The sequence below is a fragment of the Phycisphaeraceae bacterium genome, from assembly GCA_019454185.1.
Lineage (GTDB): Bacteria > Planctomycetota > Phycisphaerae > Phycisphaerales > UBA1924 > JAHBWV01.
In genome coordinates, this window is sequence record CP075368.1 from 2,614,457 (window position 1) to 2,638,798 (window position 24,342).

General features: G+C 66.1%; 21 protein-coding genes. 11 read left to right on the plus strand and 10 right to left on the minus strand.

The genetic code is table 11. The features are described from left to right. Nucleotides 1–60: 60 nt before the first annotated feature. From KF838_11155 to KF838_11165, 3 genes are all read right to left on the minus strand, one after another. Entirely contained in the window at nt 61–1,938 is a 1,878-nt protein-coding gene (locus tag KF838_11155; protein ID QYK47334.1) for an erythromycin esterase family protein, read from the minus strand. Nucleotides 1,939–2,102: 164 nt separating this feature from the next. Further along, nucleotides 2,103–2,456: a DUF86 domain-containing protein gene (locus KF838_11160; protein ID QYK47335.1), complete on the minus strand. Its 354-nt coding sequence runs from the start codon at nt 2,454–2,456 to the stop codon at nt 2,103–2,105. A gap of 28 nt (nt 2,457–2,484) precedes the next feature. After that, complete coding sequence (locus tag KF838_11165; protein QYK47336.1) at nt 2,485–2,787, minus strand: nucleotidyltransferase family protein; 303 nt, start codon at nt 2,785–2,787, stop codon at nt 2,485–2,487. A 66-nt stretch (nt 2,788–2,853) separates the two neighbouring features. Between KF838_11165 and KF838_11170 the strand changes: the two genes are divergently transcribed. The 4 genes from KF838_11170 to KF838_11185 all read left to right on the plus strand — a co-directional run bounded on the left by KF838_11170 (nt 2,854) and on the right by KF838_11185 (nt 6,925). Then, on the plus strand, nt 2,854–3,789 hold the full coding sequence (locus KF838_11170; protein QYK47337.1) for a hypothetical protein: 936 nt from the start codon (nt 2,854–2,856) through the stop codon (nt 3,787–3,789). 171 nt (nt 3,790–3,960) lie between these two features. After that, nucleotides 3,961–4,872 (plus strand): aminotransferase class IV, encoded by a 912-nt coding sequence (locus KF838_11175; GenBank protein QYK47338.1) that lies wholly within the window; start codon nt 3,961–3,963, stop codon nt 4,870–4,872. A 125-nt stretch (nt 4,873–4,997) separates the two neighbouring features. Next, nucleotides 4,998–6,053 (plus strand): hypothetical protein, encoded by a 1,056-nt coding sequence (locus tag KF838_11180; protein ID QYK47339.1) that lies wholly within the window; start codon nt 4,998–5,000, stop codon nt 6,051–6,053. Nucleotides 6,054–6,088: 35 nt separating this feature from the next. Further along, nucleotides 6,089–6,925 (plus strand): prepilin-type N-terminal cleavage/methylation domain-containing protein, encoded by an 837-nt coding sequence (locus tag KF838_11185; GenBank protein QYK47340.1) that lies wholly within the window; start codon nt 6,089–6,091, stop codon nt 6,923–6,925. A gap of 163 nt (nt 6,926–7,088) precedes the next feature. Here KF838_11185 and KF838_11190 read toward each other — a convergent pair whose 3' ends face one another. From KF838_11190 to KF838_11205, 4 genes are all read right to left on the minus strand, one after another. After that, nucleotides 7,089–8,102, minus strand: a complete 1,014-nt coding sequence (locus tag KF838_11190) for an alpha/beta fold hydrolase (protein ID QYK47341.1) — start codon at nt 8,100–8,102, stop codon at nt 7,089–7,091. Nucleotides 8,103–8,293: 191 nt separating this feature from the next. Continuing rightward, the gene (locus KF838_11195) at nt 8,294–10,429 is read right to left on the minus strand and encodes a site-2 protease family protein (protein QYK47342.1); all 2,136 of its coding nucleotides are present in this window, start codon (nt 10,427–10,429) and stop codon (nt 8,294–8,296) included. Between the two features lie 182 nt (nt 10,430–10,611). Then, nucleotides 10,612–11,268 (minus strand): thioredoxin family protein, encoded by a 657-nt coding sequence (locus tag KF838_11200; GenBank protein ID QYK47343.1) that lies wholly within the window; start codon nt 11,266–11,268, stop codon nt 10,612–10,614. A gap of 74 nt (nt 11,269–11,342) precedes the next feature. Next, nucleotides 11,343–12,200, minus strand: a complete 858-nt coding sequence (locus KF838_11205; protein QYK47344.1) for a hypothetical protein — start codon at nt 12,198–12,200, stop codon at nt 11,343–11,345. Nucleotides 12,201–12,455: 255 nt separating this feature from the next. On the opposite strand from KF838_11205, the gene KF838_11210 reads away from it, so the two are divergent. Continuing rightward, entirely contained in the window at nt 12,456–12,914 is a 459-nt protein-coding gene (locus tag KF838_11210; protein ID QYK47345.1) for a rhodanese-like domain-containing protein, read from the plus strand. A 14-nt stretch (nt 12,915–12,928) separates the two neighbouring features. On the opposite strand, the gene KF838_11215 is transcribed toward KF838_11210, so the two are convergent. Together KF838_11215 and KF838_11220 are read right to left on the minus strand one after the other, a co-directional pair. Further along, nucleotides 12,929–14,101, minus strand: a complete 1,173-nt coding sequence (locus KF838_11215; protein ID QYK47346.1) for a Fic family protein — start codon at nt 14,099–14,101, stop codon at nt 12,929–12,931. 87 nt (nt 14,102–14,188) lie between these two features. Further along, nucleotides 14,189–17,263, minus strand: coding sequence for a proline dehydrogenase family protein (locus tag KF838_11220; protein QYK47347.1), 3,075 nt, complete (start codon nt 17,261–17,263; stop codon nt 14,189–14,191). Nucleotides 17,264–17,442: 179 nt separating this feature from the next. On the opposite strand from KF838_11220, the gene KF838_11225 reads away from it, so the two are divergent. The 3 genes from KF838_11225 to KF838_11235 are packed head-to-tail and all read left to right on the plus strand — an operon-like array spanning nt 17,443 to nt 20,260. Beyond that, a complete protein-coding gene (locus tag KF838_11225; protein ID QYK47348.1) occupies nt 17,443–18,405 on the plus strand; it encodes a bifunctional riboflavin kinase/FMN adenylyltransferase in 963 nt (320 codons plus the stop codon). After that, complete coding sequence (locus KF838_11230; GenBank protein QYK47349.1) at nt 18,402–19,451, plus strand: DHH family phosphoesterase; 1,050 nt, start codon at nt 18,402–18,404, stop codon at nt 19,449–19,451. Before KF838_11225 ends, KF838_11230 begins: the two co-directional genes overlap by 4 nt. Beyond that, complete coding sequence (locus tag KF838_11235; GenBank protein QYK47350.1) at nt 19,448–20,260, plus strand: hypothetical protein; 813 nt, start codon at nt 19,448–19,450, stop codon at nt 20,258–20,260. Before KF838_11230 ends, KF838_11235 begins: the two co-directional genes overlap by 4 nt. Nucleotides 20,261–20,279: 19 nt before the next feature. Here the strand turns inward: KF838_11235 and KF838_11240 are convergent, their stop codons facing one another. Beyond that, nucleotides 20,280–21,689 (minus strand): tRNA-dihydrouridine synthase family protein, encoded by a 1,410-nt coding sequence (locus KF838_11240; GenBank protein QYK47351.1) that lies wholly within the window; start codon nt 21,687–21,689, stop codon nt 20,280–20,282. On the opposite strand from KF838_11240, the gene KF838_11245 reads away from it, so the two are divergent. Genes KF838_11245 through mgtE form a run of 3 tightly spaced genes read left to right on the plus strand, consistent with a single transcriptional unit; the run spans nt 21,688 to nt 24,329 of the window. Then, nucleotides 21,688–22,140, plus strand: coding sequence for a hypothetical protein (locus KF838_11245; protein QYK47352.1), 453 nt, complete (start codon nt 21,688–21,690; stop codon nt 22,138–22,140). The two genes, KF838_11240 and KF838_11245, sit on opposite strands and share 2 nt — an antisense overlap. Before the next feature lie 35 nt (nt 22,141–22,175). After that, a complete protein-coding gene (locus tag KF838_11250) occupies nt 22,176–22,898 on the plus strand; it encodes a PIG-L family deacetylase (protein QYK47353.1) in 723 nt (240 codons plus the stop codon). Between the two features lie 45 nt (nt 22,899–22,943). Then, nucleotides 22,944–24,329 (plus strand): magnesium transporter, encoded by a 1,386-nt coding sequence (gene mgtE / locus KF838_11255; protein ID QYK47354.1) that lies wholly within the window; start codon nt 22,944–22,946, stop codon nt 24,327–24,329. Nucleotides 24,330–24,342 lie beyond the last annotated feature (13 nt).

Here is a 24,342-nt window from a genome sequence, read left to right on the forward strand (position 1 = left end):
CTGGTAGAAGCGGATGGTAGGGAGGGAGGGCGGCAGGGTCAGGGATCGGGGCGGCGTGTGTCAGTGCTTGAGCTGGCGGGCGGGGGTGGTCTTGTGGATGTAGACGAGGGCGTCGAAGGCCGGCGTGGCGGACTCGGGCCAGAACTGGCGGTCTTGTTCGAGTGCGCCGATGGAGCGCATGGCGACGATGCCGTCGGTGCCGGTGAGCCAGGCGGAGCCCGGGTTGTCGGGGGAGGCGTCGCGGACGTCGAGGACGAAGTTGGGGATGGCGGGTTTGCAGTCGGCGCCGGTGGCGAGGGCGGCGAGGTGCCATTCGAGGGAGCCGGCGGGGGGTTTGGCGAGAGCGTGGTCGCGGAGCCAGCCGCCGTCGGGGAAGCGGTTGCGGGTCTTCTCGCTGGCGACGGCGGAGTAGCGGCCCTCGGAGGTGGTGAAGGAGATGACGCGGTAGTCGTCGCCGTAGGAGGTGTGGAGGTGCAGGCCTTGTGCGCCCATGCGCCGGTGGATGTGTCCGTTGTGGGCCCAGAGGACGATCTTGGTTCCTTCGGGGGCGTGGTCGAGGATCCACTTGGTGTTCAGGGCCATGCACTCGTCGCGGGAGATCTGGCCCGCGGACATGCGGTAGAACTGCGAGACGATGTCGGCGTTGTGCAAGGCCCAGTCGGCGGCGGCGGGATCGACACCGGGGAGGGCCTTCAAGTCGGCGAGCTTGGCGGCGAAGGCGTCTTTGATCTCTGTGGTGCGGGTGGCGGCCTCGATGAAAGCGGGGCCGCCGATGGCGGGTGCGGTGATGGGCTTGCCCTTCATGGTGAGCGAGCCGGTGCCTTGCTTGACGGTGGTGCGATCGAGAGAGACTTCGTAGCCGTAGCCGCCGAGGTAGAAGCCGTCGATGGTGTCGGGGTCGTCGGGATTGTGTGGGTTTCCTTCGAAGGAGAGGTCGAGGCCTTGGAACTCGGTTAGTTTGCCGTCGATCTCGATGGTGAGGCCGTCGAACCATGCCTGCCCCTCGCCGGACATGGTGGCACCGAAGATGGCGGCTTCGGTCTCGGGCGGGCAGTCCATGGTGATCTCGACGGGTGTCCAGTCGGCGGTGCCGGTGCGTGCGGCTTCGGAGGTGTTGTCGAAGGCGAGTTGGCCTTGCTTGCTGTCGCAGCGGAACCAGAGGTTGGCTTGGCCTCCTTTGAGGCGTTCGGTCTTGATGAAGCCGGTGTAGCGGATCTTTCTGCCGGCGACGACGTGGCCGGGGAGTGATGCGGTGGCGGCGGCGAAGGAGGGCTGGCCGGTAGAGCCGCGGGTGGCGGTGAGTGATTCGGTGTAGACAACGCGGGCGCGTGCGGCGAGTTCGGGATCGTGGGCGTCGAGGAAGGCGGCGGCGATCTCCTGGGCGACGTCGGGGGTCTGCATGTCGAAGCCGGTGAAGGCGATGTGTTTCGTCTTGGTCTCGTTGCCGGGGCCGCCGGAGTTGAATGCTCGCATCCAGCGTGTCATGTCGGCGACCTCGTCGGTGGACCAGGTCCAGAAGTACATGCCTCGGATGAGGTCGTTGGGGGAGTCGCCCATGTTGCGGAGGGTGTATTCACTGACCTTTGCGGCTTCGGGTGTGCTGGCCTCGATGGCGAAGATGGTGAAGCCCATTTCTTCGGCGAGGTACTGGGTGATGCGGTGCTTCATCTGGAAGAACTCGCGCGTGCCGTGGGTGGCTTCGCCGAGCGCGACGATGCGGGCATCGCCGACGATGTCCTTCAGGAAGGCGAGGTCGGCGACCGAGTCGGAGGGTTCGGGCGTTGCGAAGGGATGGGCGTTGGCGCGGAGCCATGCGAGCCGCGCGGGGTCGGGGGTAGTGGCCGCGGCGGCGGGGTTTGCCGGTTGCGCGAGGGCGGGGAGCGGGACGGTGAGGAGGAGGCATGATGCGAGCAGTCGTGCGGTTGAGGACCTACGCATAATGTCCCTTTCTCACGAGCATTGGGGGATGGGGCGCGAGTCTATCAGATGGTTACCTTGTCGATGATGCCATGGATGCGTGGGCCGCGGGAGGGATGGGCACCGACCTTCGACGTGGCGTCAAAGGTCGGCTGAGCGGCGCGGGGTGGTGCGGAACGAGCGTCTCAAGGCGACGGCGATTCCGGGGGCGGCGGGAGGGGCCAAGTGACGCAGGCGGCTTCGAGGGCGGCGATCAGCACGGGCAGATCGTCGGTCGCGGTTCTCCAGAGTCGATCAAGATCGATGCCCCAGTAGACATGAACGAGGACGTGGCGCATGGCGACGATCTGTCCCCACGGGATGCCTGGCACGCGGTCACGTCCTGCATCGGAGACGTGAGCAGCGGCCTCGCCGATCTGCTGAACGGCGTGCCAGACGGCGCGGAGGAGCATGGCATCTGAGTTCAGGTCGGCGCGGGCACGGCCACGGACGAACGTCGCGGCGTCGCGTGCGGCGTGGAGCATGTGCTCGATACGCACGCGATCATCAAATGGCCCTCGATTGCGTTCACGCGGCATGGAGGGGGCGTGCCTCGCTCAGGACCGTGGGTCGGAAGTATGGCGAGAGGTCGTTCGGGGTGCGCAGATCGACCTTTCGCCCGACGAGCTGTTCGAGCTCCAGGATCATGGCCCCGAATCCGATCATGCCCGGGGTCTTGCCGGGCTCGAACTCGACGAGCATGTCCACATCGCTCTCGGGGGCGAAGTCTGGACGGAGAATGCTGCCGAAGAGGGAGAGGCGGCGGACGCCGTGGCGGGCGCAGAACGCTTCGATCGCTGGCTCCGGGAAGTTGACGCCGTGCAACTGCATGTGAGAGATTGTATCGAGATCGCTTGTCACGAGGAAGTGCGGGTTGCCACGCGGATACCGTTCGGCATGGGCAATGAGCGGCCGCTTGTGGTGATTACCGAGGATCTGGACCCTGCGCCGGAGGCGTGGCTGGCCGAGCGGTGCGAGGTGGTGCGGTGTGGCGTGGATGAGCAGGGGTTCGGGGTGTTGCTGGCGCGGGCCGATGCGCTGGTGGTGCGAACGTACACGATCGTGAATGAGGCGTTGTTGGCGCGGGCGCCGCGGCTGAGGGTTGTGGGTCGGGCGGGGGTGGGGCTGGACAACTTTGATCTGCCGGCGTGCGCAGCGCGGGGCGTGAAGGTCGTGAGCACGCCGGATGCGAACACGCGGGCGGTGGTTGAGTATGTGTTCGCGCTGCTGGCGGATGCGACGCGGCCTCGGGTGTTTCTGGATCGCGCGATGGATGCGAAGTCTTGGAACGCGATGCGGCGCGAGCTGGTGGGCGAGCGCGAACTGAACGAGATGGTGATGGGGATCTATGGGTTCGGCAGGATCGGTTCGGGAGTGGCGCGGGTCGCGGCGGCGATGGAGATGGAGACGATCTATCACGACATCCGCGAGATACCGGAACATGAGCGGCATGGGGCGAGACCGGTCTCGCGCGAGGAGTTGCTGCTTAGGGCGGATGTGCTGACGGTGCACGTGGATGGGAGGCCGGAGAACCGGGGGCTGGTGGATGCAGAGGCGTTCTCCGCGATGCGGGAGACGGTGATCTTCATCAACACGTCGCGGGGGTTCATCGTGGATGCGGGCGCGCTGGCGGCATTCATGCGCGGGCACGAGCGGGCGATGGCGCTGATCGATGTGCATGAGCCGGAGCCGTTCGGCGCGGCGTATCCGCTGCTGGGGCTGAAGAACGTGCATCTTTCGGCGCACCTGGCGAGCGGGACGCGGCGCGCGAAGGAGAACATGAGCTGGGTGGTGCGAGATGTGTGGGGGGAGTTGGGCAAAGTGACAAAGTGACAAAGTGACGGAGTGACGGAGTAGAGCACGAAGGCACGAAGGCACGAAGGCACGAAGGCACGAAGGCACGAAGGCACGAAGGCACGAAGGCACGAAGGCACGAAGGCACGAAGGCACGAAGGCACGAAGGCACGACGAGATTGTGGCGCGGGTTGGGGGCGAGGGCACGACATGCAGCAGAAGTTCAATCCGAAGAACAAGGACATTCTGGTCAACATCAACGGCTCGCTGATTCATCGCGATCAGGCGGGGATCTCGCCGTTTGATTCGGCGGTGCAGGGCGGTGATGCCGTGTGGGAGGGGCTGCGCGTCTATGGCGGGCGTGTCTTCAAATTGACCGAGCACCTGGATCGCCTGCGGCACTCTGCGCTCGCGCTGGCGTTTGCCGAGATCCCCTCACACGAGCGGATCACCGAGGAGATCAGGAAGACGCTGCGGGCCAACCACATGACCGATGCGGTTCACATCCGCTTGACGCTGACGCGGGGCGTGAAGGTCACGAGCGGGATGGACCCGCGTCTGAATCAATCCGGCCCGACGCTGATCATCCTCGCGGAGCACAAGGCACCGGTGTATGACAAGGGTGGGTTGACGCTGGCGACGGCGTCGATCAGGCGGTTTGCCCCGGACATGATGGACCCGAAGATCCACCACTGCAATCTGATCCAGTCGATCTTGGCGAAGATCGAGGCAACCGCGGCGGGTGCGGACGATGCGATCATGCTCGACCCGCGCGGGTTCATCGCGGAGACGAACGCGACGCACCTGTTCATCGTGACGAACACGAAGCGGGGCCCGCTGGTGGAGACGCCTCGGTGCGTGGCGTGCCCGGAGGGGATCACGCGGGCGACGGTGCTGGAGTTGTGCGAGACGAACGGGATCATGCACGCCGAGCGGGACATCTCGCTGGCGGAGTTGTACCGAGCTGATGAGGCGTTCTGCACGGGGACGATGGGTGAGCTTGCGCCGGTGACGAGGGCCGACGGGCGCACGATCGGCGATGGGAAGCCGGGAGCGATGACGGCGCGGCTGAGCGGGCTGTTCGGCGAGCTCACGGCGCGCGAGGGGACGCCGGTCGCGTGAGCGGGCGGGCCTGATGGTGCGAAACGGATGATTCTGAGAATTCGTTCTGCCCGATGACGGGTCGGGCTTTAGCGCGCATCCCGATTGGTGGGATGGTGTGGCCGCGTCGGCACTGGAGGTCTCAGATGCAGCGCTTCGACTTGGGCGATGTGGGGACGGAGTCACGATCGGGGGGTCGGGGTGGGTCGATAGGAGCGCGGGCGCGGATGGGGAGCGTGAGCCCGAAGGTGTTGATCGGGGGCGTGGTGGCGTTGATCGGTGTGGGCGCCTTGGCGTGGTCGATCAAGTCTTTGCAGCGTCCGGATCGGAGGCCTCGGATCGTGATGGAGAGGTCGGCGGATGCGGCCGGGGGTGGGACATCGACGGGTATGCCGAGCGGGGTGGGCGCGGAGGGGAATCGCGTGACCATCGGCGGGCCGCGGGGAGCGGGTGGTGAGGGAGGCGCGCCGGCGGGGCTTCGGTTCGGGGGAATGCCCTCGCACATGCAGCCGCTGCCGGCGGCGGAGCGGTACACATTCGAGCGGATCCGTGATGCGTCGCAGGCGCGGGCGCACGCGGAGGCGTTGGGGGATGGGGTCTCGTCGGCGGTTGCGAACGATGAGGGATTCGCGTGGATGGCGCTGACGCAGCGTGAGCGTCTGGTTGAGGCGGTGCGGCTTGCGGTGACGCCGCTGCTGGCGGGGAGCGCGGCGGAGATGGCGGCTTCGGTGGCGGCTCTCCGGGGGAGGGACGAGGGTGATCCATCGGAGTCGGCGCGGCTTCACGAGCGGCTGAGCCCGACGCTGTCTGAGAGTTCGATGGATCTGGGGGCGCTGCGTGTGATGGAGATTGAGACGAGCGGGACGAGCCCGATTCCGAGGCGGGGCGGGATCTCGATGATGTCGATCAGGACGGCGGGCGACGGCGAGGAGAATCGGTTGAGCATCGTGTCGTACGGAACGGACGCGATGTTCCCGGATGCGTCGGAGTTCATGGGGAGCAAGAAGCGCGCGGTGGAGGTTCGGGTGCCTTTGCGCACGAAGGGATCTTCGGAGAAGCAGGGTGACATGGATCTCTCGCTTGTGATGGTGTGGCACGCGCGGGATCAGGTGTGGCAGCCGGCGGACTACCGGATGTTCGTGCGGAACGGGGATGTTGGGAGAGGGTTTCTGCCGCGGAATGTCGGGGGCGAGGGGAAGTGAGCGGATGGGCAATGGAACATGTGAGGGACTGAGTCATGGAAAGCAATCGGAGCATCGTCGGCGATTCCAGAGTGAGCGGGCGGCGTGGGTTCTCGCTGGTGGAGTTGCTGGTGTCGATCGGGGTGATCGGGATCTTGCTGGCGTTGGCGTTGCCGTCTTTGGCGAATGCGAGAGCCGCGGCGCGTGAGACGGTCGCGCTCGCGAACGCGCGGACGCTGGGGATGTCGTTCCAGGCGTATTGCGATCGGTTCGGGGCGTATCCGTTTCGTTCACCGGGGACGCCGGTGGATGATTCGGGAGAGGGGCCGCCGCTGCCGGGGGATCTGGTCGCGGTGAGGTGGTGGCCTCGGGGGACGATCATCGCGACGAGTTCGGTGTGGGCGTTTGCGCACTTGTGGCCGGGGCTGCTGTCGGAGGTTGCGCCGTGGCCGGAGTATTTCGCGACGTGGGTCTCTCCGGGTCGGGACAAGTCGTTGCCGGTTGCGCCGGATCCGTTCTCGGATGATGAGCCGGATCGCGAGCCGTTCGGCACGGTGTCGTGGAGGTACTCGAACTCGTTCATTGGTGCGCCGCAGTTGTGGCGGGAGGGATCTGTGGCGGAGGGGCGGATGCTGCGGGCGATCCAGCCCCACGAGGTGCTCTTTCCTTCGTCGAAGGTGGTGGCGTGGGACGCGGACATCACGTATGTGCCGAAGGAGCCGCGGATCGTGGATGATCACTACGACTGGGCGACGCCGATGCTGTTTGCGGACGGGCACGGGGCGGCGAAGAAGCCGACGGAGGCGAAGGAGACGGCGCCGAACCCGATGAACTTCGGGTCTCGGATCAAGCTGCACAACACGGTGAATGGCGTGCGGGGTGTCGATTACTGAAGAAGAAGAAGAAGAAGAAGAAGAAGACTCACCACAGAGGCACAGAGAACACAGAGAAGAACAGAGACGGGACTGAAGCAAGCGGCATAGGCAACGCGGAATGCCGCAGAGATCGCGGAGAGAAAGAAGTTGAACTCGCTGAGGCGAGGGTAGAGCAAGCGTTTCACGACGCGGCGACGAAGCGGATGAAGTCGGCGATTGCGCGGGTTGCGCGTTCGCGGGCGTCGGCTTGTTTGGGATCGGTCCAGAGGTCGAAGTGGTTTGCGCCAGACAGTGTGATGAGGGTGGCGTTGGGCGCGGCGCGGGCGATGTCGCGGGCGTCTTCGGGTGGGCTGATCTCGTCCATGTCGCCGTGGATGACAAGGAGGGGGCAGGTGATATCGCGTGCGAGTGCGGCACGGTCGAAGCCGGTCCAGCGCGGGCCGCGGCTGCGTGAGAGGCCGAGGAGGAACATCGCCGGGGCGAGGTTGATGCGCCAGGGGAGGCGTTTCAAGGCGAGCATGTTGCGTGCGGGGGTGTGGGGGAGGCGGTATGGGGATTCGGCGATGATCGCGCTGACGCGGCGCGTGCGATTGGCGGCCAGATCGATGGCGATGCCGGCGCCGAGTGAGTAGCCCCAGAGGACAACCTTGGGCGCGCCGGGCTTCGGGGGCGTGTCGAAGTGGGTGTCCCAGTCGGCGTCGTCTTCGAGTGTCGCTTCGAGTTCTTCGGTCTGGCGAGTGCGTGCTTCGAGATCTTCGCCTTGAGCGAGGTGGATGAGGTCTTCGAGGATCATCCATTCGCTGGCGCCGAGGGGGGTGGAGCCCCTGGGTGCTTCGCCGTGGCCGGGCATGTCCCACGAGATCATCTTTGAGCAGAGTGGCGCGACTGCGTCGAGACGCTGGAGGATGTCCATCTTCGACTCGCCCCAGCCGTGGCAGAAGATGAGGACGGGCCCGGCGGGGTTGTCGCCGGCGATGATCCATGCGGGGGCGGACTCGGGGGCGTTGTGGGCGATGCGGATGGATTCGAACGAGCGCGGGTGCGCGAGTTCCGAGGGATCGCTCGGGCGCGAGCGGGCGATGGCCCATGCCTCGGTGCGCCGAGGCGGGCGGGCGAGCGAGCGCATGGTGAAGGCGATCAACCAGAGGATCGAGAGGGCGAGTCCGAGGACGAGGAGGGGGAGGAGGTCGGGCATGGGGGGCAGGAAGGCACGGGGGGCAGAAAGGCACGAAGGCACGAAGGCACAAAGGCACAAAGGCACAAAGGCACAAAGTCACGTAGGCAGGAAGGCAGGAAGGCAGGAAGGCAGGAAGGCAGGCGCGGGATTCAATGAAGAGGCAACATATGAATATCGTGACTTTATGACTTCGTGACTCCGTGACTTCTTCAGAAGAGTCCTCTGATGTCGTTGAAGGTGACGATCAGGAACATGCAGCCGATGAGGACGAGTCCCGCGAGGGTGGCGAAGCCCTGGATCGCTTCGGGAACGGGCTTTCCCTTGATCTGTTCGTAGACGAGGAAGAGGAACTGGCCGCCGTCGACGATGGGGAGTGGGAGGAAGTTCACGACGGCGAGGTTGACGCTGACGAGCGCGAGGAAGAAGAGCAGTTTGAGTGTTCCCTGGCTGGCGACGATGGTGCCGATGTGCGCGATGCCGACGGGTCCTTTGAGGTGCTCGACCTTGACCGTGCCCTGGAAGAGGCGGACGAAGGTGGCGTAGGTCATCATCATCCAGCGGTGGGTTTCGGCGATGCCCATGCGGACGGCGTGGAGCGGGTTGTCGGCCTTGAGCGTGGTCTGTTCGAGTTCGAAGAACGCGCCGAGCGTGAAGGGGACTTCCCACGGGAGCGCGGCGATGCGCTGCGCATCGTCCGGGCCGAGGAGGAGCGTGACGGTCTCGGTCGGTGCGGGCGTGCCTGGCTCGACGGGAAGGGGCGGGGCGATTGTCAGTGTGATCGAGACGGGGCGCGGCTGGGGCTCGGTTGCGCCTGCGAGCGAGTCCCGGCAGGCGCGGACGATGGCGTTGCGCACGTCGTCGAAGTCGGCGACGGGTGTGCCCTCGACGGTGAGGATGCGCGTGCCCGGGCGCGTGATCGCGGAGCGGGCGGGGGGTGTGGCGAGGGCATCGCCCGAGGCGTCGAGGGGGCGTATGCGCTCGGGGGGGCGGGCGACGAGCGTGGAGTCGTTGCGCGTGTCGTCGACGCCGAAGCCGATGCGGCCGTTCTTGTCGACGCTCGGCGTGAGCGAGACGCGGGTGGTGTTGCCCTGGGCGTCGGTTCTCTCGACGACAACGGGGATGGTGCGCTTACGGTGGGCCTGGATCTCCATGATGCCCTCGGCGATCGAGGGGTATTCAGCGGCTCCGAGGCGGACGAAGACATCGCCCGGGAGCAGGCCGTGGCGGGCGCCGCTCGGAACCGAGGCGACGCGCATGACCGGAGCGAGCCCTGCGATGTGGTCGAGGATCGTCAGTGTCTTCGGATCGGGGTTGAGATCGGCACGCTCGAGGCCGGGGCGGGGCGCGAGCTCGACGTGGTGGATGTGCCTGAAGCCGGTGTCGGAGAAGGCGAGCGCGATCGGCGCGCCGTCGGCAGCGCGGAGTGCGTCGGCGATGGACTGGGCCGATTCGACGGGGTGGAGTTCGTCGCGGGACGGGCCGAGCGAGGCGAGGCGCATGCCGGGTGTGACGCCGGTGAGTCCGGCGCGGGTGGTTGCGGCGGCCCATTCGGGTTGCGCGCTGTCGGGGATGGATTGGAGGCGGGTCGAGACGGCGGGGCCGATGCCGAGTTCGAGCATGCCGCTGATCGGGCTGGTTTCGGGGGTGATGGAGAACGTGAGGTTCGCGGGGAGCCCGGGGCGTTCGACGACGAGTTCGATGGGCTTGCCGGGGCGTGCCATGGCGGAGGCGAGGACGAGATCCTGGAAGGAGGCGGCGCGTCCACCGTTGATGGAGACGACGCGGTCTCCCGGGAGGAGCCCGCGCTCGGTGACGCCGAGGAGGGAGGCGTTTGAGGCGATGGCCTTGCCGGCGGCGGAGCCGGGCGCGATCGAACCGACACGGGCGGGCTCGGTGGGGAGGCCGACCTTGAAGACGATCATGAAGAGGATGGCGGCGATGATGAGGTTGGCGACGACGCCCGCGCTGATGACGATCATGCGCTTCCAGGGCTTGCAGGACTGGTAGGAGTCGCGTGCGGTGGAGGTGCGTGTGGGGTCCATGTCGTCCTGGCCGAGCATCTTCACGTAGCCGCCGAAGGGGAGGTAGTTGAGCCGGTACTCGGTGGGGCTGAGCCCGTGGGCGTCTACGCGTGCGGCGCGTTGGTCGTACTCGGACTGTGAGGAGCCCCTGCGGAGCCCGAGTCCCTTGCGCCAGGAGACAGCGGCGGGTCCGAAGCCGAGTGCGAAGGCGAGGACGCGGATGCCGGCCCAGCGTGCGGCGAGGAAGTGGCCGAGTTCGTGGAAGAAGATGATGAGCCCGAAGGCGATGATGACGAGCGTGAGATCGAGGATCGTGGTGAGCACGTGGGTTTCCGCGTGGTGGGTGTTGCGGGCTTCGGGCGGTGTGATTGATCGTAGAGTCGGCGATCGGAAGGGTGGGGCTTGCGTCGAGGCGGGAGGTGGGTGCGGGAGGTGGGTGAAAGGAAGCGGCCCGGCAGGAGGGCCGGGCCGCGTGGATCGCGTGGGATGATGGAGACGTCGGACGCTCAGTCGGCGTACTTGACGGAGCAGCCCTGGGGCTTCTTGTTGGTGACCTTGAGGGTCTCACCGGCGGCGACGGCGGTGATGGCGTCGGCGACGTAGTTGGGCGTGCCGATCTCGTCCTTCTTGGAGTCGTCGAACGCGCCCTCGTAGGCGAGTGTGCCGTCGGCGGCGATCACGAACATGTGGGGCGTGACCTTGGCGCCGAAGGACTTGCCGACCTTGCCGGACTCATCGAGGAGGATCGGGTAGTTGATGTTCCACTTCTTCTTGAACTCGGCGTTGAGTTCCTTGCCGTGGCCCTGCTTGCCGGCTGCGCCGGAGTTGACGGCGAGCCAGACGACCTTGTCCTTGTGGGACTCGGCGGTCTTGGCGAGGGCGTCGGACTTCTCATGCACGCGGACGACCCAGGGGCATCCGGGGTTGAACCACTCGAGGACGACGATCTTGCCCTGCTTGGTGTAGTCGCTGAGGTTGTGGGTCTTGCCGTCGGTGTCGGTGAGCGTGAAGTCGGGGGCCTTGTCGCCGACCTTGATGCCGTCCTGGGCGGTCTCGACGACGGCGGATCCGGTCTCGGCAGCGTGGGCGACGGCGACAGCTCCGACGGCGAGGAGGCCGGCTGCGAGTGCGGAGAGAAGGGCAGATGCTTTGCGAGTCTTCATGCGTGAATCTCCTTGTTGCGAGTGATCGACGTGTCTCTGCGGGATTGTAATCCCGGGTTTGGGTCGGGGATGGTTCAGTTGCGGGCCCTGGGGATATCCACGATCCAGAGCGCGACGGTCTTGCCCGTGTCGTCCCAGCACTCGAGGATGCCCTTGAGATGGGGCTTGTCGGCATCGGGTTCGGCGAGGGGGAGTATGAGGGATGCGGCCCGGGCTTCGGCGTGCTTGAGGGGATTGATGATCTCGATGCCGGATTCGTGCGGGTAGAAGGCGATGCGTGCGATGGATGGGTGTCCGGGAGGCGTCGGCGTGAGGGCGACCTCGGTGCTCGAGGTCCATTGGACGCGGAGCGCATCGCCTGGGTCCGTGGGGAGGGCGGCGCGTGCGGCGGCGATGCTCGGCGCGTCGGCCGAGGGGGTGGGTGAATCGGGGACGACGGGGAGCCGGAGTGAGAGTTCGCCATCGCGGGGGACGCAGCCGTCCTCGCACTCGAGCCACTCGAGGCGGGCGTGGAGCGTGATGTCGGTTCCGGGCTTCAGATCCGGGGAGGCGGTGAGTTGGGTGAGAAGGAGGACGCGGCCCTCGTAGGTGTGGTCGAGGATGGGGCCGGGCATGACGTAGCGACGCGGACCGGGCCAGTTGATGGGGCCGATGGTGATCTCTTCGGGGTGCGTCCAGTCGACGCTCGGTGCGTAACCGGAGTCGTTCTGGCCGGGCCAGTAGATGTGCCACTTGGGCGCGATGTCGAACTCGATGGCGAGCCACGCGCTCTGTCCGGGGGCGAGGGTCGCGGTGTCGGAGAGGAGGCGGATCTTGGCGGCGGGGGAGTTCGGATCGCCGGGGATGAGCTGGGCATGGGCCGATTGGAGCGCGGCGGCAGCGGCGAGAAGGGGGGCACAGCGAGCGAGGATTGAGCGTTTGGCGTCGGTCATGCTGGGTGTGACTCTTTGGCCAGTGCCCCGGGTTTCTACAGCCGCCGGGGTGTCGAGTGGCGAGATCGCTTCCCTGAGTACGAGGTGGAGGGTGCCATGTTCACCCGAGCAGATGTCGAACCTTGGTTTGATGCTTGCGAGAATCACGAACCCTAGAGGGCTCGAATCGGTATGGGAATCGTTCAGTCTGAGCCGATATCTTTCCGTATGGCCGCGGGTGTGCGGCGGGAGCGGGAGATGCAGAGGGTTTGACGCATGACCATCAGATCTGTTACAGCGTGTGCGGGGATTTGTGTGCTTGGGGCGGCGTTGAGCGGCTGCACCACCAAGGTGGATGAGAGCGACATCCGGTTCATCAGTTCGGGGGAGCTGCGGCAGATGATCCAGACGCGGGACGGCGGGCGCGCGGACCATCTATTGCTGATCGATCCGAGGTCGGCGAGGGAGTATGCCGAAGGGCACATCGTCGGTGCTGAGCACATCACGATCGACCGTGTGGTGGGTGAGAAGTCGCCGAGGAACCCGCCGTTCGATCGGTACTCACATGTCGTGGTGTACGGGAATGACCCCGCGTCTGCGCCGGCACGGGGCATGGCGAAGCGGATCATGTCGCTGGGTCACAAAAAGACGACGCGGATGTATGCGGGGGGTATGAAGGAGTGGTCGCAGACGTATCCGAGCATGGTTGTGAAGGGTGAGGAGCCGGCGAAGTGATCACGTGGTGGTGATCAGATCGGATCCGGCAGGGTCTCGATGACGTTGCCGTCGGCATCGATCGAGACGCGCGGGATGCGGCGAGTGGGCATGGCGATGTGGTAGCGCGTGCTCTTGCGTTCTCCGGTTCGTGAGAGGATGCCGAGATCAACCAGATCACCGAGATCGCGTGTCGCTGTCGGGGCGGACGTCTTGGCGATGGCCATGTAATTGCTTGCGCTCAGGCCGCCTTTGAATCCGTCTGGTCCCTCGCGGAGAACGCGGAGCATCACGGCGGTCTGGCGGGAATTGAGCCGCTCACGGTGGCTCTCGAACAGCCGCGATTTCTCGATGGTGAACTCGACGTTCGCGAGCGTGCGGTGCTGTGCCTCGATCGCGATCGCGGCGAACCACGCCAGCCAGTTCGTGATCTCATTTGAAGTGTTGGCGCGTTCGAGTTCGCGGTAGTAGGCGGCGCGGTGTGTGAGGATGGTGGATGCGAGGGCGATCAGGGAGGGGCGTCCGAGCCCCTGCGCGAGGGCCTTCTCGGAGATCGCTCTGCCGATGCGGCCGTTGCCGTCTTCGTACGGATGGATGGATTCGAAGGCCAGGTGTGCCGCGCCGGAGCGAGCGAGCGGCGCGAGAGGCGAATCCGCACCGGGCGCGGCGCTGTTGAACCAGTTGATGAATCGTGCCATCTCCGCTGGCACGCGATCTGAGGGCGGGGCGACGAAGTGGACGCGCGGGGCGTAGATCGCGCCGGAGACGATCTGCATCGGCTCTTCGTGCGTGCGGTAGCGGCCGAGGTCGCGGAGGTCGAGTCGGCCCTTGCAGACCATGGCGTGCCAGGCGTGGAGTGACTCGTCGGTGAGGGGTGCTGCCCAGTTCTTGTAGAGGTCCACGACGAGCTCACCGATGCCGGCCTCGGCGGGGCGCGTGGGCACGCGCTCTGCTTCGAGACCCAGGTTGCGCCGGATGGAGGACTGGACGCTCCGTCGTTCGAGGATCTCGCCCTCGATCTCCGAGGTCGTCATGGCCTCGTCGCTCATGGTCGCGATGGTGAGGGCCTGGCGATCGGATTCGGGGACGTGGCGGACAACCCCGAGCAGTTCACCCGCGCCAAGCATGAACCTGGCCTCGGCTTGATGGAGGCGAGCGGCATCCCAGCGGAGATCTGGCCAGTCTGGTTTTTCCCAGTTCCAGCGCATGATGGATAAGATCGGGGTTTATCGATCAGAAAGCAATGATTATTGATCGATAAAGCTCAGATTTATCCATCAATCCGAACGTTTTACTTACAATTCCGGGGCGAAGCCGCGGCGCATGGTGTTTTCGCAGCAGGCGCGTGGCTCGACGAACTGGTAGAGGTAGTCCTTGCCGCCGGCTTTGGAGCCGACGCCGGACATGCCGAAGCCGCCGAAGGGCTGGCGGCCGACGAGGGCTCCGGTGTTTCCTCGGTTGATGTAGAGGTTGCCGACGCGGAACTCGCGCTTGGCTTGTTCGAGATGCTCGGGCTTGCGGCTGAAGACGCCGCCGGTGAGCTTGTACGGCGAGTTGTTCGCGATGGCGAGGGCTTCGTTGAAGTCCTTCGCGTGCATGACGGCGACGACGGGGCCGAAGATCTCTTCCTGGGCGATGGTGTGCTGGGGCTTCACGCGGGAGAAGATGGTGGGGCCGACGTAGTGGCGGGCGGTCTTCTGTTCGAGCCCGGCGGGGACTTCGAGCGTGAGTTCGTGGCGCGACTGCTGCTTGCCGACGGCGATGTAGTGCTCGATCTTCTGCTTGGCTTCGGCGTCGATGACGGGGCCGATGTCGGTGCCTCCATCGGCGGGATCACCAACGACGAGGGCGCGGGACGCTTCGACGAAGCGGCGGAGGAAGGTCTGCATGTGCGGGCCGTCCTCGCCTTCGGGATCGACGACGATGATGCGGGAGCAGGCGGAGCACTTCTGTCCCTGGAAGCCGAAGGCGGAGTGGCGGATGCCGATGACGGCCTCGTCGAGATCGGCGGAGGTGTCGACGATGACGGCGTTTTTGCCGCCCATCTCGCAGACGACCTTCTTGACGTGCGACGGGGCGACGAAGGACCCGCGTGGCGCGTCGAAGGGTGAGCCGGGTGCGGCGGCGGTGAGGATGTCGAGCCCGACATCGCGCGAGCCGGTGAAGGCGATGAGGGCGACGCGGGGGTCGCGGACGAGCGAAGCGCCGGTGGTCTCGCCGGGGGCGGGGCAGAAGTGGAGGACATCGGAGGGTGCGCCGGCTTCGCGGAGGGCATCCTGGATGATGTCGAACATGATCTTGGCGATGCCGGGTGTCTGCTCGGCGGGCTTGACGATGGTGGGGTTTCCGGTGACGAGTGCGGCGACGGTCATGCCGGTGCAGATGGCGAGGGGGAAGTTCCAGGGGCTGATGACGACGGTGACGCCTCGGGGCTGGTACCACTGCTCGTCGAGCTCGCCGATGAACTTTCCGAGGCGTTCGCGTTCGAACATGGGGACTGCGAGGCGTGCGTAGTACTCGCAGAAGTCGATGGCTTCGCAGACGTCGGCGTCTGCCTCGCGCCAGGTCTTTCCTGATTCCTTGACCATGACGCCGGCGAGGCCGTCGCGTTGCTGGCGCATGCGCCGGGCGACGCTGACGAGGACGGCGGCGCGGGCGCGGGGATCGGTGTCGCGCCACTGGGCGAAGGCGGCGTGGGCCTTGTCGACCATGCGCTTCGCGTCGTCGGGTGTCTTGTCGTTGGCGATCTTCGGGACGGTGGCGCCGGAGACGGCGCGGGCGAAGGCCTCGCGCTGGGCGCGCTTGGAGAAGTCGCGCATCGGCTCGGTGTAGAAGGGGCGCTCGTCGGAGACGCCCTTGACGGCGGGCGTGAGGAGGTGGCGTTCGGGAGCGACGGAGGCGAGGTCGGGCTTGGGCGTGTGGTTGGCCGGGTCGGCGGGGGCGGGCTTGCGCAGGAGGACGTGGGAGTCGGCGTTGTCGAGGAAGCCGGCCTTGAGCCAGGACTCGTTGGAGGTGTTCTCGAGCAGGCGGCGGACGAGGTAGGCCATGCCTGGAATCATCTCGCCGACGGGGACGTACTCGCGGATGCGGAGGCCCATGTCCGCGCCGGCGTGCTTGAGCTGATCGGCCATGCCGTGGAGCATCTGGAGCTCGATGGCGTTTCGGGGGAGGCCGCGTTTCTCGAGTGCGGTGAGTGTGGCTGCGATGGAGCGGACGTTGTGTGAGCCGAGGGCGAGTTTGACGCCGCCTTCGCTGGTTGTGCGCGGGCATGCGTCGAGGAAGACCTCGGCCATGCGTTCGAAGCAGGCGTCGGTCTGCCATTTTTCGGCCCAGACGGGGCAGGGCCAGCCGTGCTGTTCGGCGAGGATGGTTTCGGCGTCCCAGTACGCGCCCTTGACGAGGCGGACGGAGACGATGCGTCCGGTGCGTCTGGCCCAGTCGCTGATGAGTCGCGCATCCTCGACGCCGGACTTGAGGTAGGCCTGCATGGCGAGCCCGGCCTGGAAGGGGACTTTCTCGCAGCAGCGCATGAAGAGTTCGAGGGTCATGTCCTTGAACTTCTCCTGCTCCATGTCGAAGTTGACGAAGACGCCCCGGGAGTGGGCGGCTTCGAGGAGCGGGATGAGACGCTTCATAAGACCGTTGATGGAGCCCTCGGTGTCGATGGGATCGACGCGCGAGGAGAGGGAGGAGACCTTGATGGAGACGTTGACGCGCGGGATGGCGCCGAGGTGGTCTTTTTCGAGTCGTTCCTGGGGCTTCCAGTTTGCGACGGTGCCGGGGAGGGAGGTGATGAGGTCGAGGTACTTTTTGGCGTACTCGTCGGCTTCCTGCTCGGAGACGCACGCCTCGCCGAGGAGATCGACGCTGAAGGCGATGCCGTCGTCCCAGAGGGATCGAAGGCCGGGGAGCGCGCTGGCGGCATCGGTGCCGGCGATGAACTTGGAGGCCATGCCCTTGATCTGCGAGGAGATGGTTGAGGACATGAGCCCTTTGGCGAGGCCGCCGGCCTTGAGGCCGAGATCGAATCCTGGCGGGAGTTTGACGCCGGGCTGCGTGAGGTAGTCGGTGAGATGGTCGTGGATCATCTCGGGGGTTGTGAGGGCTGGGTAGCAGTCGACGAAGCGGAACATCTGGACTTTGAAGTTGGGGTCGCTCATGGACCAGTTCATGAGCTTGTCGCTGTAGAACTTGGCTGAGAGGATGCCGGACTTGTGGTCGCGGGCCTTGGTGAGCATCTCTTCGCCGAGGGCGAGGATGCGGGCCTCGTCGGCGTCGCTGTTGGTCGAGACGGGAGGGTGTGCCGGGCGTGTGGGCGCGGGGGCCTGGGTGGTGTGCTGGGGCTTGGCTTTGCGGGAGAAAAGACCCATGGGTCAGTTCCTTGGAATGGCGATGTCGGGGTGGCGAAGTCGATCGGCACAGGGCTCTGCACAGGGCGCGGAACATGGAGTGTAGAGTGGGTGAGGCCCTCTCAGATCCGAGGGTCTGCGCCTAGCGTTCGTCGGGAGTTGGTGTGTGGCCCGGGACCCTGGGCAGTCAAGGAGCGTGCGTGGCGGCCCGGAGCGTGCTGACGATCGGAACCTTCGACGGCGTTCATATGGGGCATCGCGCCCTGATTGAACGGGCCGGGGAGATCGCGAGGGGTGCCGGGGCTCGGGTGGTTGCGCTCGCGTTCGATCCGCACCCGATGACGCGGCTGCGTCCGGCATCGGCCCCTGCACGCCTCACCACGTTCGGGTGGCGGGAGGCGCTGCTGCGGGAGGCGGGTGCTGATGAGGTTGTGCGACTGAATCCGTTCGACGGGCTGCTGGAACTGACGCCGGAGGCGTTTGTGTCGCAGATTGTGTCGCGTTACGCGCCGATCGCGATCGTTGAGGGAGATGACTTTCGGTTCGGGAAGGGTCGAACGGGTGATGTCGATGTGCTGCGCCGGCTGGGGGAGCAATCGGGGTTTGAGACGGTGGTTGTGGCACCTGTTGAGGTTGCGCTTGGCGATGCGTCGATCGCTCGCGCTTCGAGCACCGGGGTGAGGCGTCTGCTTCTGTCGGGGAGGGCGAGTGACGCGGCCCGGGTGCTCGGGCGCCCGTATCGGCTGATGGGGAAGGTTGTGCGTGGGGATCGGCGCGGGCGGACGATCGGGTATCCGACGGCGAACCTCGACAGCGAGTTGATGCTGCCTGCGGACGGCGTGTACGCGGCGCGTGCGCAGCTCGCGGATGGGCGGGTGTTCGGGGCCGCGCTTTCGGTGGGAACCAAGCCGACGTTCACGGATGCGCCTTCGCGGGCGTGCGAGGCGTTCTTTCTGGATGCGCCTCGGGCAACGCAGGGTGATCCGCGGATCGAGGGGCTTGATGAGTACGGGTGGGCCTTGTCGCTGGATATTGTCGGCTGGGTTCGCGAGCAGGTGCGATTCCACGGGCTGGAGCCGCTGCTCGGCCAGATGGCTCGTGATTGCGATCGGATCCGCGAGATGCTGCGTGGCGCGGAGCGGGTTGCGGAGGAGGTGGCATGAGTTCGAGCCGGGTTGAGCAGTACAGCACGACGTCGTCTCTGGAAGAGATCGGCGCGTTTCTTCGGGGCGTTGATGCGGGGGGGACGATCGGCATCGGTACGCACATGAAGCCGGACGGGGACGCGATCGGTTCGACGCTCGCCGTCACGCGGGCTCTGCGGGCGGTCGGGAAGCGTGTGACGCTGCTCTACATGGGCGGCCCGCCTCGCTGGATCGAGACGCTCGCGACACGGGCGGAGCGCAGCACGTTCGAGGAGGACGGGCTGCCCGACCCGGAACCGTCGGTCTGGTTGATTCTGGACACGGGGTCGTGGTCGCAGTTGGAGCAGTTGACGCCCGCGCTGACGGGGCGGGGCTCGAGCGTTGTGATCATCGATCACCACCTGCAGGGCGACGCGGTGATCGCGGATCGGAGGTTCATCGACAAGAACGCGGCGGCGGCAGCGCAGCCGGCGGCGGAGCTGTGCCGCATTCTGCTGGGGCTGCGTTCGTGCGCGGAGCTGCCTGTTGAGATTGCCGAGCCGCTGTTTCTCGGGCTGGCGACGGACACGGGTTGGTTCCGCCATTCGAACACGAAGCCGGAGACGCTTCGGCTGGCGGCGGATCTGATCGGCGCTGGGGCGAACCACTCGCGTTTGTACGCGATGGTGGAGCAGTCGGACACGGTCGGGCGGCTGCGTCTGGTCGCGCGGGCTCTCGGGTCTCTCGAACTGTTCGACAACGATCGCATCGCGATCATGCGGCTCTCGCTCTCGGACTTTGAGCAGGCGGGGGCATCGCACGGCGACACCGGGGGCCTGGCGGACATGGCGCTCGTGATCCAGAGCGTGCGCGTCAGCGCGGTGATTACCGAGCAGTCGGTGAAGGCGGGCTCTCCCCCACTGACGAAGATCTCGATGCGGAGCAAGGAAGGCCCGAACGCGGTGGATGTGAACGAGGTGTGCGGGAAGCTGGGCGGGGGCGGGCACGCGCGGGCATCGGGGGCGCGGATGACGTTGACGCTTGAGCAGACGCGCAGCCGCGTGCTGGAGGCGTTGCTCACATGAAGGGATCCGGCGGAATGGGCGGTGGTGGCGGGAGCGGCCGGGGCGCGGGTGGGCGCGGATCCGGGGCGAGACCGGTGCGTCCCGGGAAGCGTCCGCCGCTGCGGATCATGACGAGCACGCTGTGGGAGTATCCGAGCCAGCACTATGACGGGGCATCGGGCTCGTTGATGCAGGGGGACAAGGACTATGTGGGGGCGACGCCTTCTTGGGTGATCTGGCAGTTGCTGAGCCGCTACACGCGTGAGGGGGACGTGGTTGTGGACCCGATGTGCGGGAGCGGGACGACGATCGACGTGTGCGCTGATCTCGGGCGTGCGTGGCGCGGGTTTGATCTTGCGCCGTCGCGACCGGACATTGTGCGTGCGGATGCGCGGCAGATTCCGCTGGCGGATGCGTCGGCGGACTTTGTGTTCGTCGATCCTCCGTACTCGACGCACGTTGACTATTCGGACGATCCGGCGTGCATCGGGAAGCTGGACGCTTCGGGCGAGGATGGGGGGAGGGCGTACTACAGCGCGATGCGTCAGGTGATCGGGGAGATCCATCGGGTGCTGAAGGACCGGCGCTACATGGGGCTGTATGTCTCTGATTCGTTCCGCAAGAAGAAGGGGAAGCCGGGGGGCGTGTTCATGCCGATCGGGTTTGAGTTGTTCTCGATCATGCGCGAGCGTTTCAAGCCGGTGGACATCATCTGCGTGACGCGACAGAACGTGAAGCTGGGGCGGGGGAACTGGCACAAAGCCGCGGAAGAGGGGAATTTCTTTCTGCGGGGATTCAACTACCTGTTCATCATGAAGAAGGAAGCGTGAGGGGCGTGCGGGGGCCGGGTTATGGCTGGGCGTAGTGGTCTTCGAGGACGCGTCGCCAGTCTTCGATCCCCTTGACGGCGATGAAGCGGAGGCGGACCTGTTCGCTGTCGGGGTGGTGCTCGGCGAAGCGGATGCCGAACTTGCGCATGTTCTTTGAGGTGTAGTCGTCGGGGTGTCGCATGCGCCGGTTGGCGGCGAGGGCGAGCCGGTAGTGCTGCTCGAGGACCTCTCGCTGCTCGGGGATTGTGGGTCGTGTGGGCTCGGTGCCGGCGAGCATCATGCGGGCCTGCCTGAAGATCCAGGGGTTGCCGATGCACCCACGCGCGACGGCGACTGCGCTGACGCCGGTGTAGGCGAGCATGCGGAAGATGTCGTGGACGTTCCAGATGTCGCCGGAACCGAAGACGACGCGATCGGGCGTTCGGTTGACGATCTCTCTGAGGAGATCCCAGCGCGAGGGTCCGACGTATTTCTGCTCGACCGTGCGGGCGTGGACGGTGGCCCAGGCGTATCCCATGTCGTAGGAGGCGTCGTAGATGCGGTAGAAGGCCTCGACCATTTCGGGAGTGTCGTCGAATGAGCGGCGGAGTTTGACGGTGCAGGGAATGTGGGCGGGCACGGCTTCGCGGACCGCTTCGAGGATCTTGATCGCGCCCTCGGGCTCGGCGAGCCAGTGCCCGCCTCGGGCTTTGGATTTGATCTTTTTGACAGGGCAAGCCAGATTCACGTCGACCGTGGAGAATGTGAGTGGGGACAAAGGGGCAGAGGGGCAGAGGGGCGAAGGGGTGTGAGAGACAGACTTCGTGACTTCGTGACTTTGTGACTGCGTGGCTTCTTCCTCGTCTTCGCCGCAGGTGATCTCTTCGTACTCGGGCTCGTGGTCGAGGTCGTCGGGCTTGAACTTGACGAGTGCGCCGCTGGGGTCGTGGGTGAGGTGGCTGTAGGCGAGGGCGCGGTAGGCCTTGTCGGTCCTTTTGCCTTGCTCGATGGCCTTGATGGCGGCGGCGGCCATCTCGTTTGGGTCAGAGCCCATGATCTGGACGGCGAGGGGGTGGTCTTCTGCGCCTCCGGGGACGTTGTCGTGGAGCTCGCCGAGATCGGCCTTGACGAATCCTCGCCCGCCGGCGAGGAGGGTGCGATCGAGGAGGGCCTCTGTGACGCAGTAGGGGCAGCCGTGGCGGCGGGCGACGATGCGCATGGCGGCATCGGAGTATCCCGCGAGGCCCGCCTGGAAAAATGGGGCGTCGAAGCCGGGGACGGCCTGTGTGACTCTCGGGTTTGCCGCCCCGGACCAGTCCCGGTGGCGTCCGGAGCCGATGCTCTCGGCGATGTGCATCGCGTCGAGGGATTCGGCTCCGGGTGCGATTGCGGGTCCGGGGGGCGTGGCGTTGTTGCTCTGGCACCCCATCGGAGGGACTATACGGAGCATGAGACACACTCGGACCATTGTGGCGGCTCGATCGATCTGCCTGTTCGCGCTTCTTGCGGTCGTCTGTTCAGGGATGATCGGCTGCTCCGGCAGGAGTTCACGGGTTGGCGCGGCTCGTGCGTACCCGCAGACGGCTGTGCAGGGTGAGTCCCTCGACATCCAGGTGGTGCGGGGAGAGACGACGCTGACACTGACGAACACAACGTCGCGCGTCTTCGGGCCGTGCACGCTGTGGGTGAACGCGTATTTCTCGCGACCGCTGGAGGGGCTGGCTGTCGGGCAGTCGCTCACGCTGCCGCTCAAGGACTTCAGGAATGAGCACGGTGAGTCGTTCCGCGGGGGCGGTTTCTTCGCGACGAAGAAGCCGGAGCGCATGGTTCTGGCTCAGATCGAGCACGACGGAACGATGTACCCGCTGGTGGTGACGCGGGGCGAGCCGGTCATCAAGTGATTCTGGTCCTGAGGCGCTGGCGCGAGGAGTGAGCGATGGCGAATGTGCTGGTGGTCGGCCCACACCCTGATGACCAGGAGATCGGCATGGGCGGGACGATCGCGCTGCTCGCTTCGCAGGGGCACGACGTCCTGCTTCTGGACATGACCGATGGGGAACCGACGCCCCACGGCGATCGTGAGACGCGCGCGAAAGAGGCGGCGCGCGCGGCGGAGATCCTGAGCGAGGGGGGAGCGCCCGTGCGGAGGCGGTTGCTCGGGCTTCGGAATCGGTTCGTGGAGCACACGATCGAGGCGCGGCATCTCGTAGCGGGCGCGATCCGGGCACACCAGGCGGAGATCGTCTTCTGCCCGCACCCGGAGGATGCGCACCCCGACCATGTGGCGGTGACGCGGATCGTTGAGGACGCGAGGTTCGACGCGAAGCTGACAAAGCTCGAGATGCCGGGCGATGAGGGGCGTCCCCCGATCTATCCCCCGTGGCTGTTCTATTACTACGCGTCGCATCTGCGGCGCGTGGCGGACCCCTCGTTCATCATGGACATCTCGCCGTTCGCGGAGCGGAAGATCGAGTCGATCACGGCGTATCGCTCGCAGTTTGTCGTGCCCGAGAAGAATCGGCGGGTGGTCGAGTGGGTGCGTGCGGCGGGCGTGTACTTCGGCTCGCGGATCGGTGTCGGGGTGGGCGAGCCGTTCTTTACGAGGGAGCCGATCGGGCTTGGCTCGCTGGCGGGCGTTGTGAACGTGACGGGGAGTTGATCTTCTCGGGATGGGCCGGGAGCGTGAGCGAGGTAGGATCTTGGCGTGAAGAGTCTGGCGGCACTGATCCAGCCCGAGATCGAGGAGATGATCCGCGCGGGTCAGTTTGGTGAGCTGCGCGAGACGCTGCACCAGTTGCCGCCCGCGGACGTGGCGGAGGTGTTCAGCGAGTTGGACGGCGCGGACGCGGCGGTGGCGTTCCGGTTTCTGTATCGGGACGATGCGGGCGAGGTGTTCTCGTATCTGGAGCCGGAGGATCAGGAGCGGCTGATATCGAAGCTCGGCGACGAGGGTTCTCGGCGCGTGATCGAGGCGATGAGCACGGACGATCGCGTGCGTCTGCTCGATGAGCTTCCGTACACGGTGGCGCAGCGGATTATCCAGTCGCTCGACCCGGCGGAGCGTCAGGCGACGCTGGCGATCCTGGGGTATCCGCAGGAGTCGGTCGGGCGTCTGATGACGACGGATTATGTTGCGGTGCGCGCGGATTGGACGGTTGAGCAGGCGCTCGCGCACCTCCGGAAGCACGGGAGAGACGCCGAGACGATCAATGTCGTCTACATCACGGATGACGGGGGGCGGCTGGTTGACGACATCCGCATCCGGCAGTTGATTCTTGCGGATCCGCAGGCGACGCTCGGTTCGATCGGCGACAGCAACTTCGTTGCGCTCACGGCGGATCAGGATCAAGAAGAGGCGGTGCGACTGATGTCGCGGTATGACAGGATCGCGCTCCCGGTGCTGGATTCTCGCGGGAAGCTGCTGGGGATCGTGACGCACGACGACGTGGCCGACGTGGCGCAGGCCGAGGCGACGGAAGATATGCAGATGATGGGCGCGGTTGCCGCGCTCGAAGACGCGTACATCGATACCGGTCATTTCGAGATGTACCGCAAGCGTGCGATCTGGCTGGCGGTGCTGTTTGTGGGGCAGACGGTCACCATCGTGGTGCTGGGCTCGTTCCAGGATCAGCTGGATAAGGCGACGGTGCTGGTGTTCTTTCTGCCGCTGGTGATCTCGTGCGGGGGGAACTCGGGCTCGCAGGCGGCGACGCTGCTGACGCGCGCGCTCTCGCTGGGGGAGGTGGCTCCGTCGGACTGGCTGGCGATCGTGAAGAAGGAGCTTGCGACGGGGCTGATGCTGAGCGGTTCGCTCGGGCTACTGGGGACGCTGGTTGTGTTCGGCTTCACGGCGGCGGGGCACCCGCACACGGCGTTTCGTCTGCCTCTGGCGATCACTGTTGCGGTCGCGATCATGGCGGTGGTGGCGTGGGGGACGACGCTGGGGTCGCTGCTGCCGCTCGCGCTGAAGCGATTCGGGGTTGATCCCGCGATCGCTTCTACGCCGCTGGTGGCGACGCTGATGGACGCATCGGGGACGCTTATCTATCTGCTCGTGGCGGTGTTGATCCTGACGGGGCAACTGCTTTGAGCGGTGACTGATC

Bases quoted from the DNA above. Each gene is read 5' to 3' on its own strand.
- KF838_11155 (QYK47334.1), bottom strand. From the start codon at position 1,938: ATGCGTAGGTCCTCAACCGCACGACTGCTCGCATCATGCCTCCTCCTC.
- KF838_11165 (QYK47336.1), bottom strand. From the start codon at position 2,787: ATGCAGTTGCACGGCGTCAACTTCCCGGAGCCAGCGATCGAAGCGTTC.
- KF838_11170 (QYK47337.1), top strand. From the start codon at position 2,854: ATGGGCAATGAGCGGCCGCTTGTGGTGATTACCGAGGATCTGGACCCT.
- KF838_11175 (QYK47338.1), top strand. From the start codon at position 3,961: ATGCAGCAGAAGTTCAATCCGAAGAACAAGGACATTCTGGTCAACATC.
- KF838_11180 (QYK47339.1), top strand. From the start codon at position 4,998: ATGCAGCGCTTCGACTTGGGCGATGTGGGGACGGAGTCACGATCGGGG.
- KF838_11185 (QYK47340.1), top strand. From the start codon at position 6,089: ATGGAAAGCAATCGGAGCATCGTCGGCGATTCCAGAGTGAGCGGGCGG.
- KF838_11190 (QYK47341.1), bottom strand. From the start codon at position 8,102: ATGCCCGACCTCCTCCCCCTCCTCGTCCTCGGACTCGCCCTCTCGATC.
- KF838_11200 (QYK47343.1), bottom strand. From the start codon at position 11,268: ATGAAGACTCGCAAAGCATCTGCCCTTCTCTCCGCACTCGCAGCCGGC.
- KF838_11205 (QYK47344.1), bottom strand. From the start codon at position 12,200: ATGACCGACGCCAAACGCTCAATCCTCGCTCGCTGTGCCCCCCTTCTC.
- KF838_11210 (QYK47345.1), top strand. From the start codon at position 12,456: ATGACCATCAGATCTGTTACAGCGTGTGCGGGGATTTGTGTGCTTGGG.
- KF838_11215 (QYK47346.1), bottom strand. From the start codon at position 14,101: ATGCGCTGGAACTGGGAAAAACCAGACTGGCCAGATCTCCGCTGGGAT.
- KF838_11220 (QYK47347.1), bottom strand. From the start codon at position 17,263: ATGGGTCTTTTCTCCCGCAAAGCCAAGCCCCAGCACACCACCCAGGCC.
- KF838_11230 (QYK47349.1), top strand. From the start codon at position 18,402: ATGAGTTCGAGCCGGGTTGAGCAGTACAGCACGACGTCGTCTCTGGAA.
- KF838_11235 (QYK47350.1), top strand. From the start codon at position 19,448: ATGAAGGGATCCGGCGGAATGGGCGGTGGTGGCGGGAGCGGCCGGGGC.
- KF838_11245 (QYK47352.1), top strand. From the start codon at position 21,688: ATGAGACACACTCGGACCATTGTGGCGGCTCGATCGATCTGCCTGTTC.
- KF838_11240 (QYK47351.1), bottom strand. From the start codon at position 21,689: ATGCTCCGTATAGTCCCTCCGATGGGGTGCCAGAGCAACAACGCCACG.
- KF838_11250 (QYK47353.1), top strand. From the start codon at position 22,176: ATGGCGAATGTGCTGGTGGTCGGCCCACACCCTGATGACCAGGAGATC.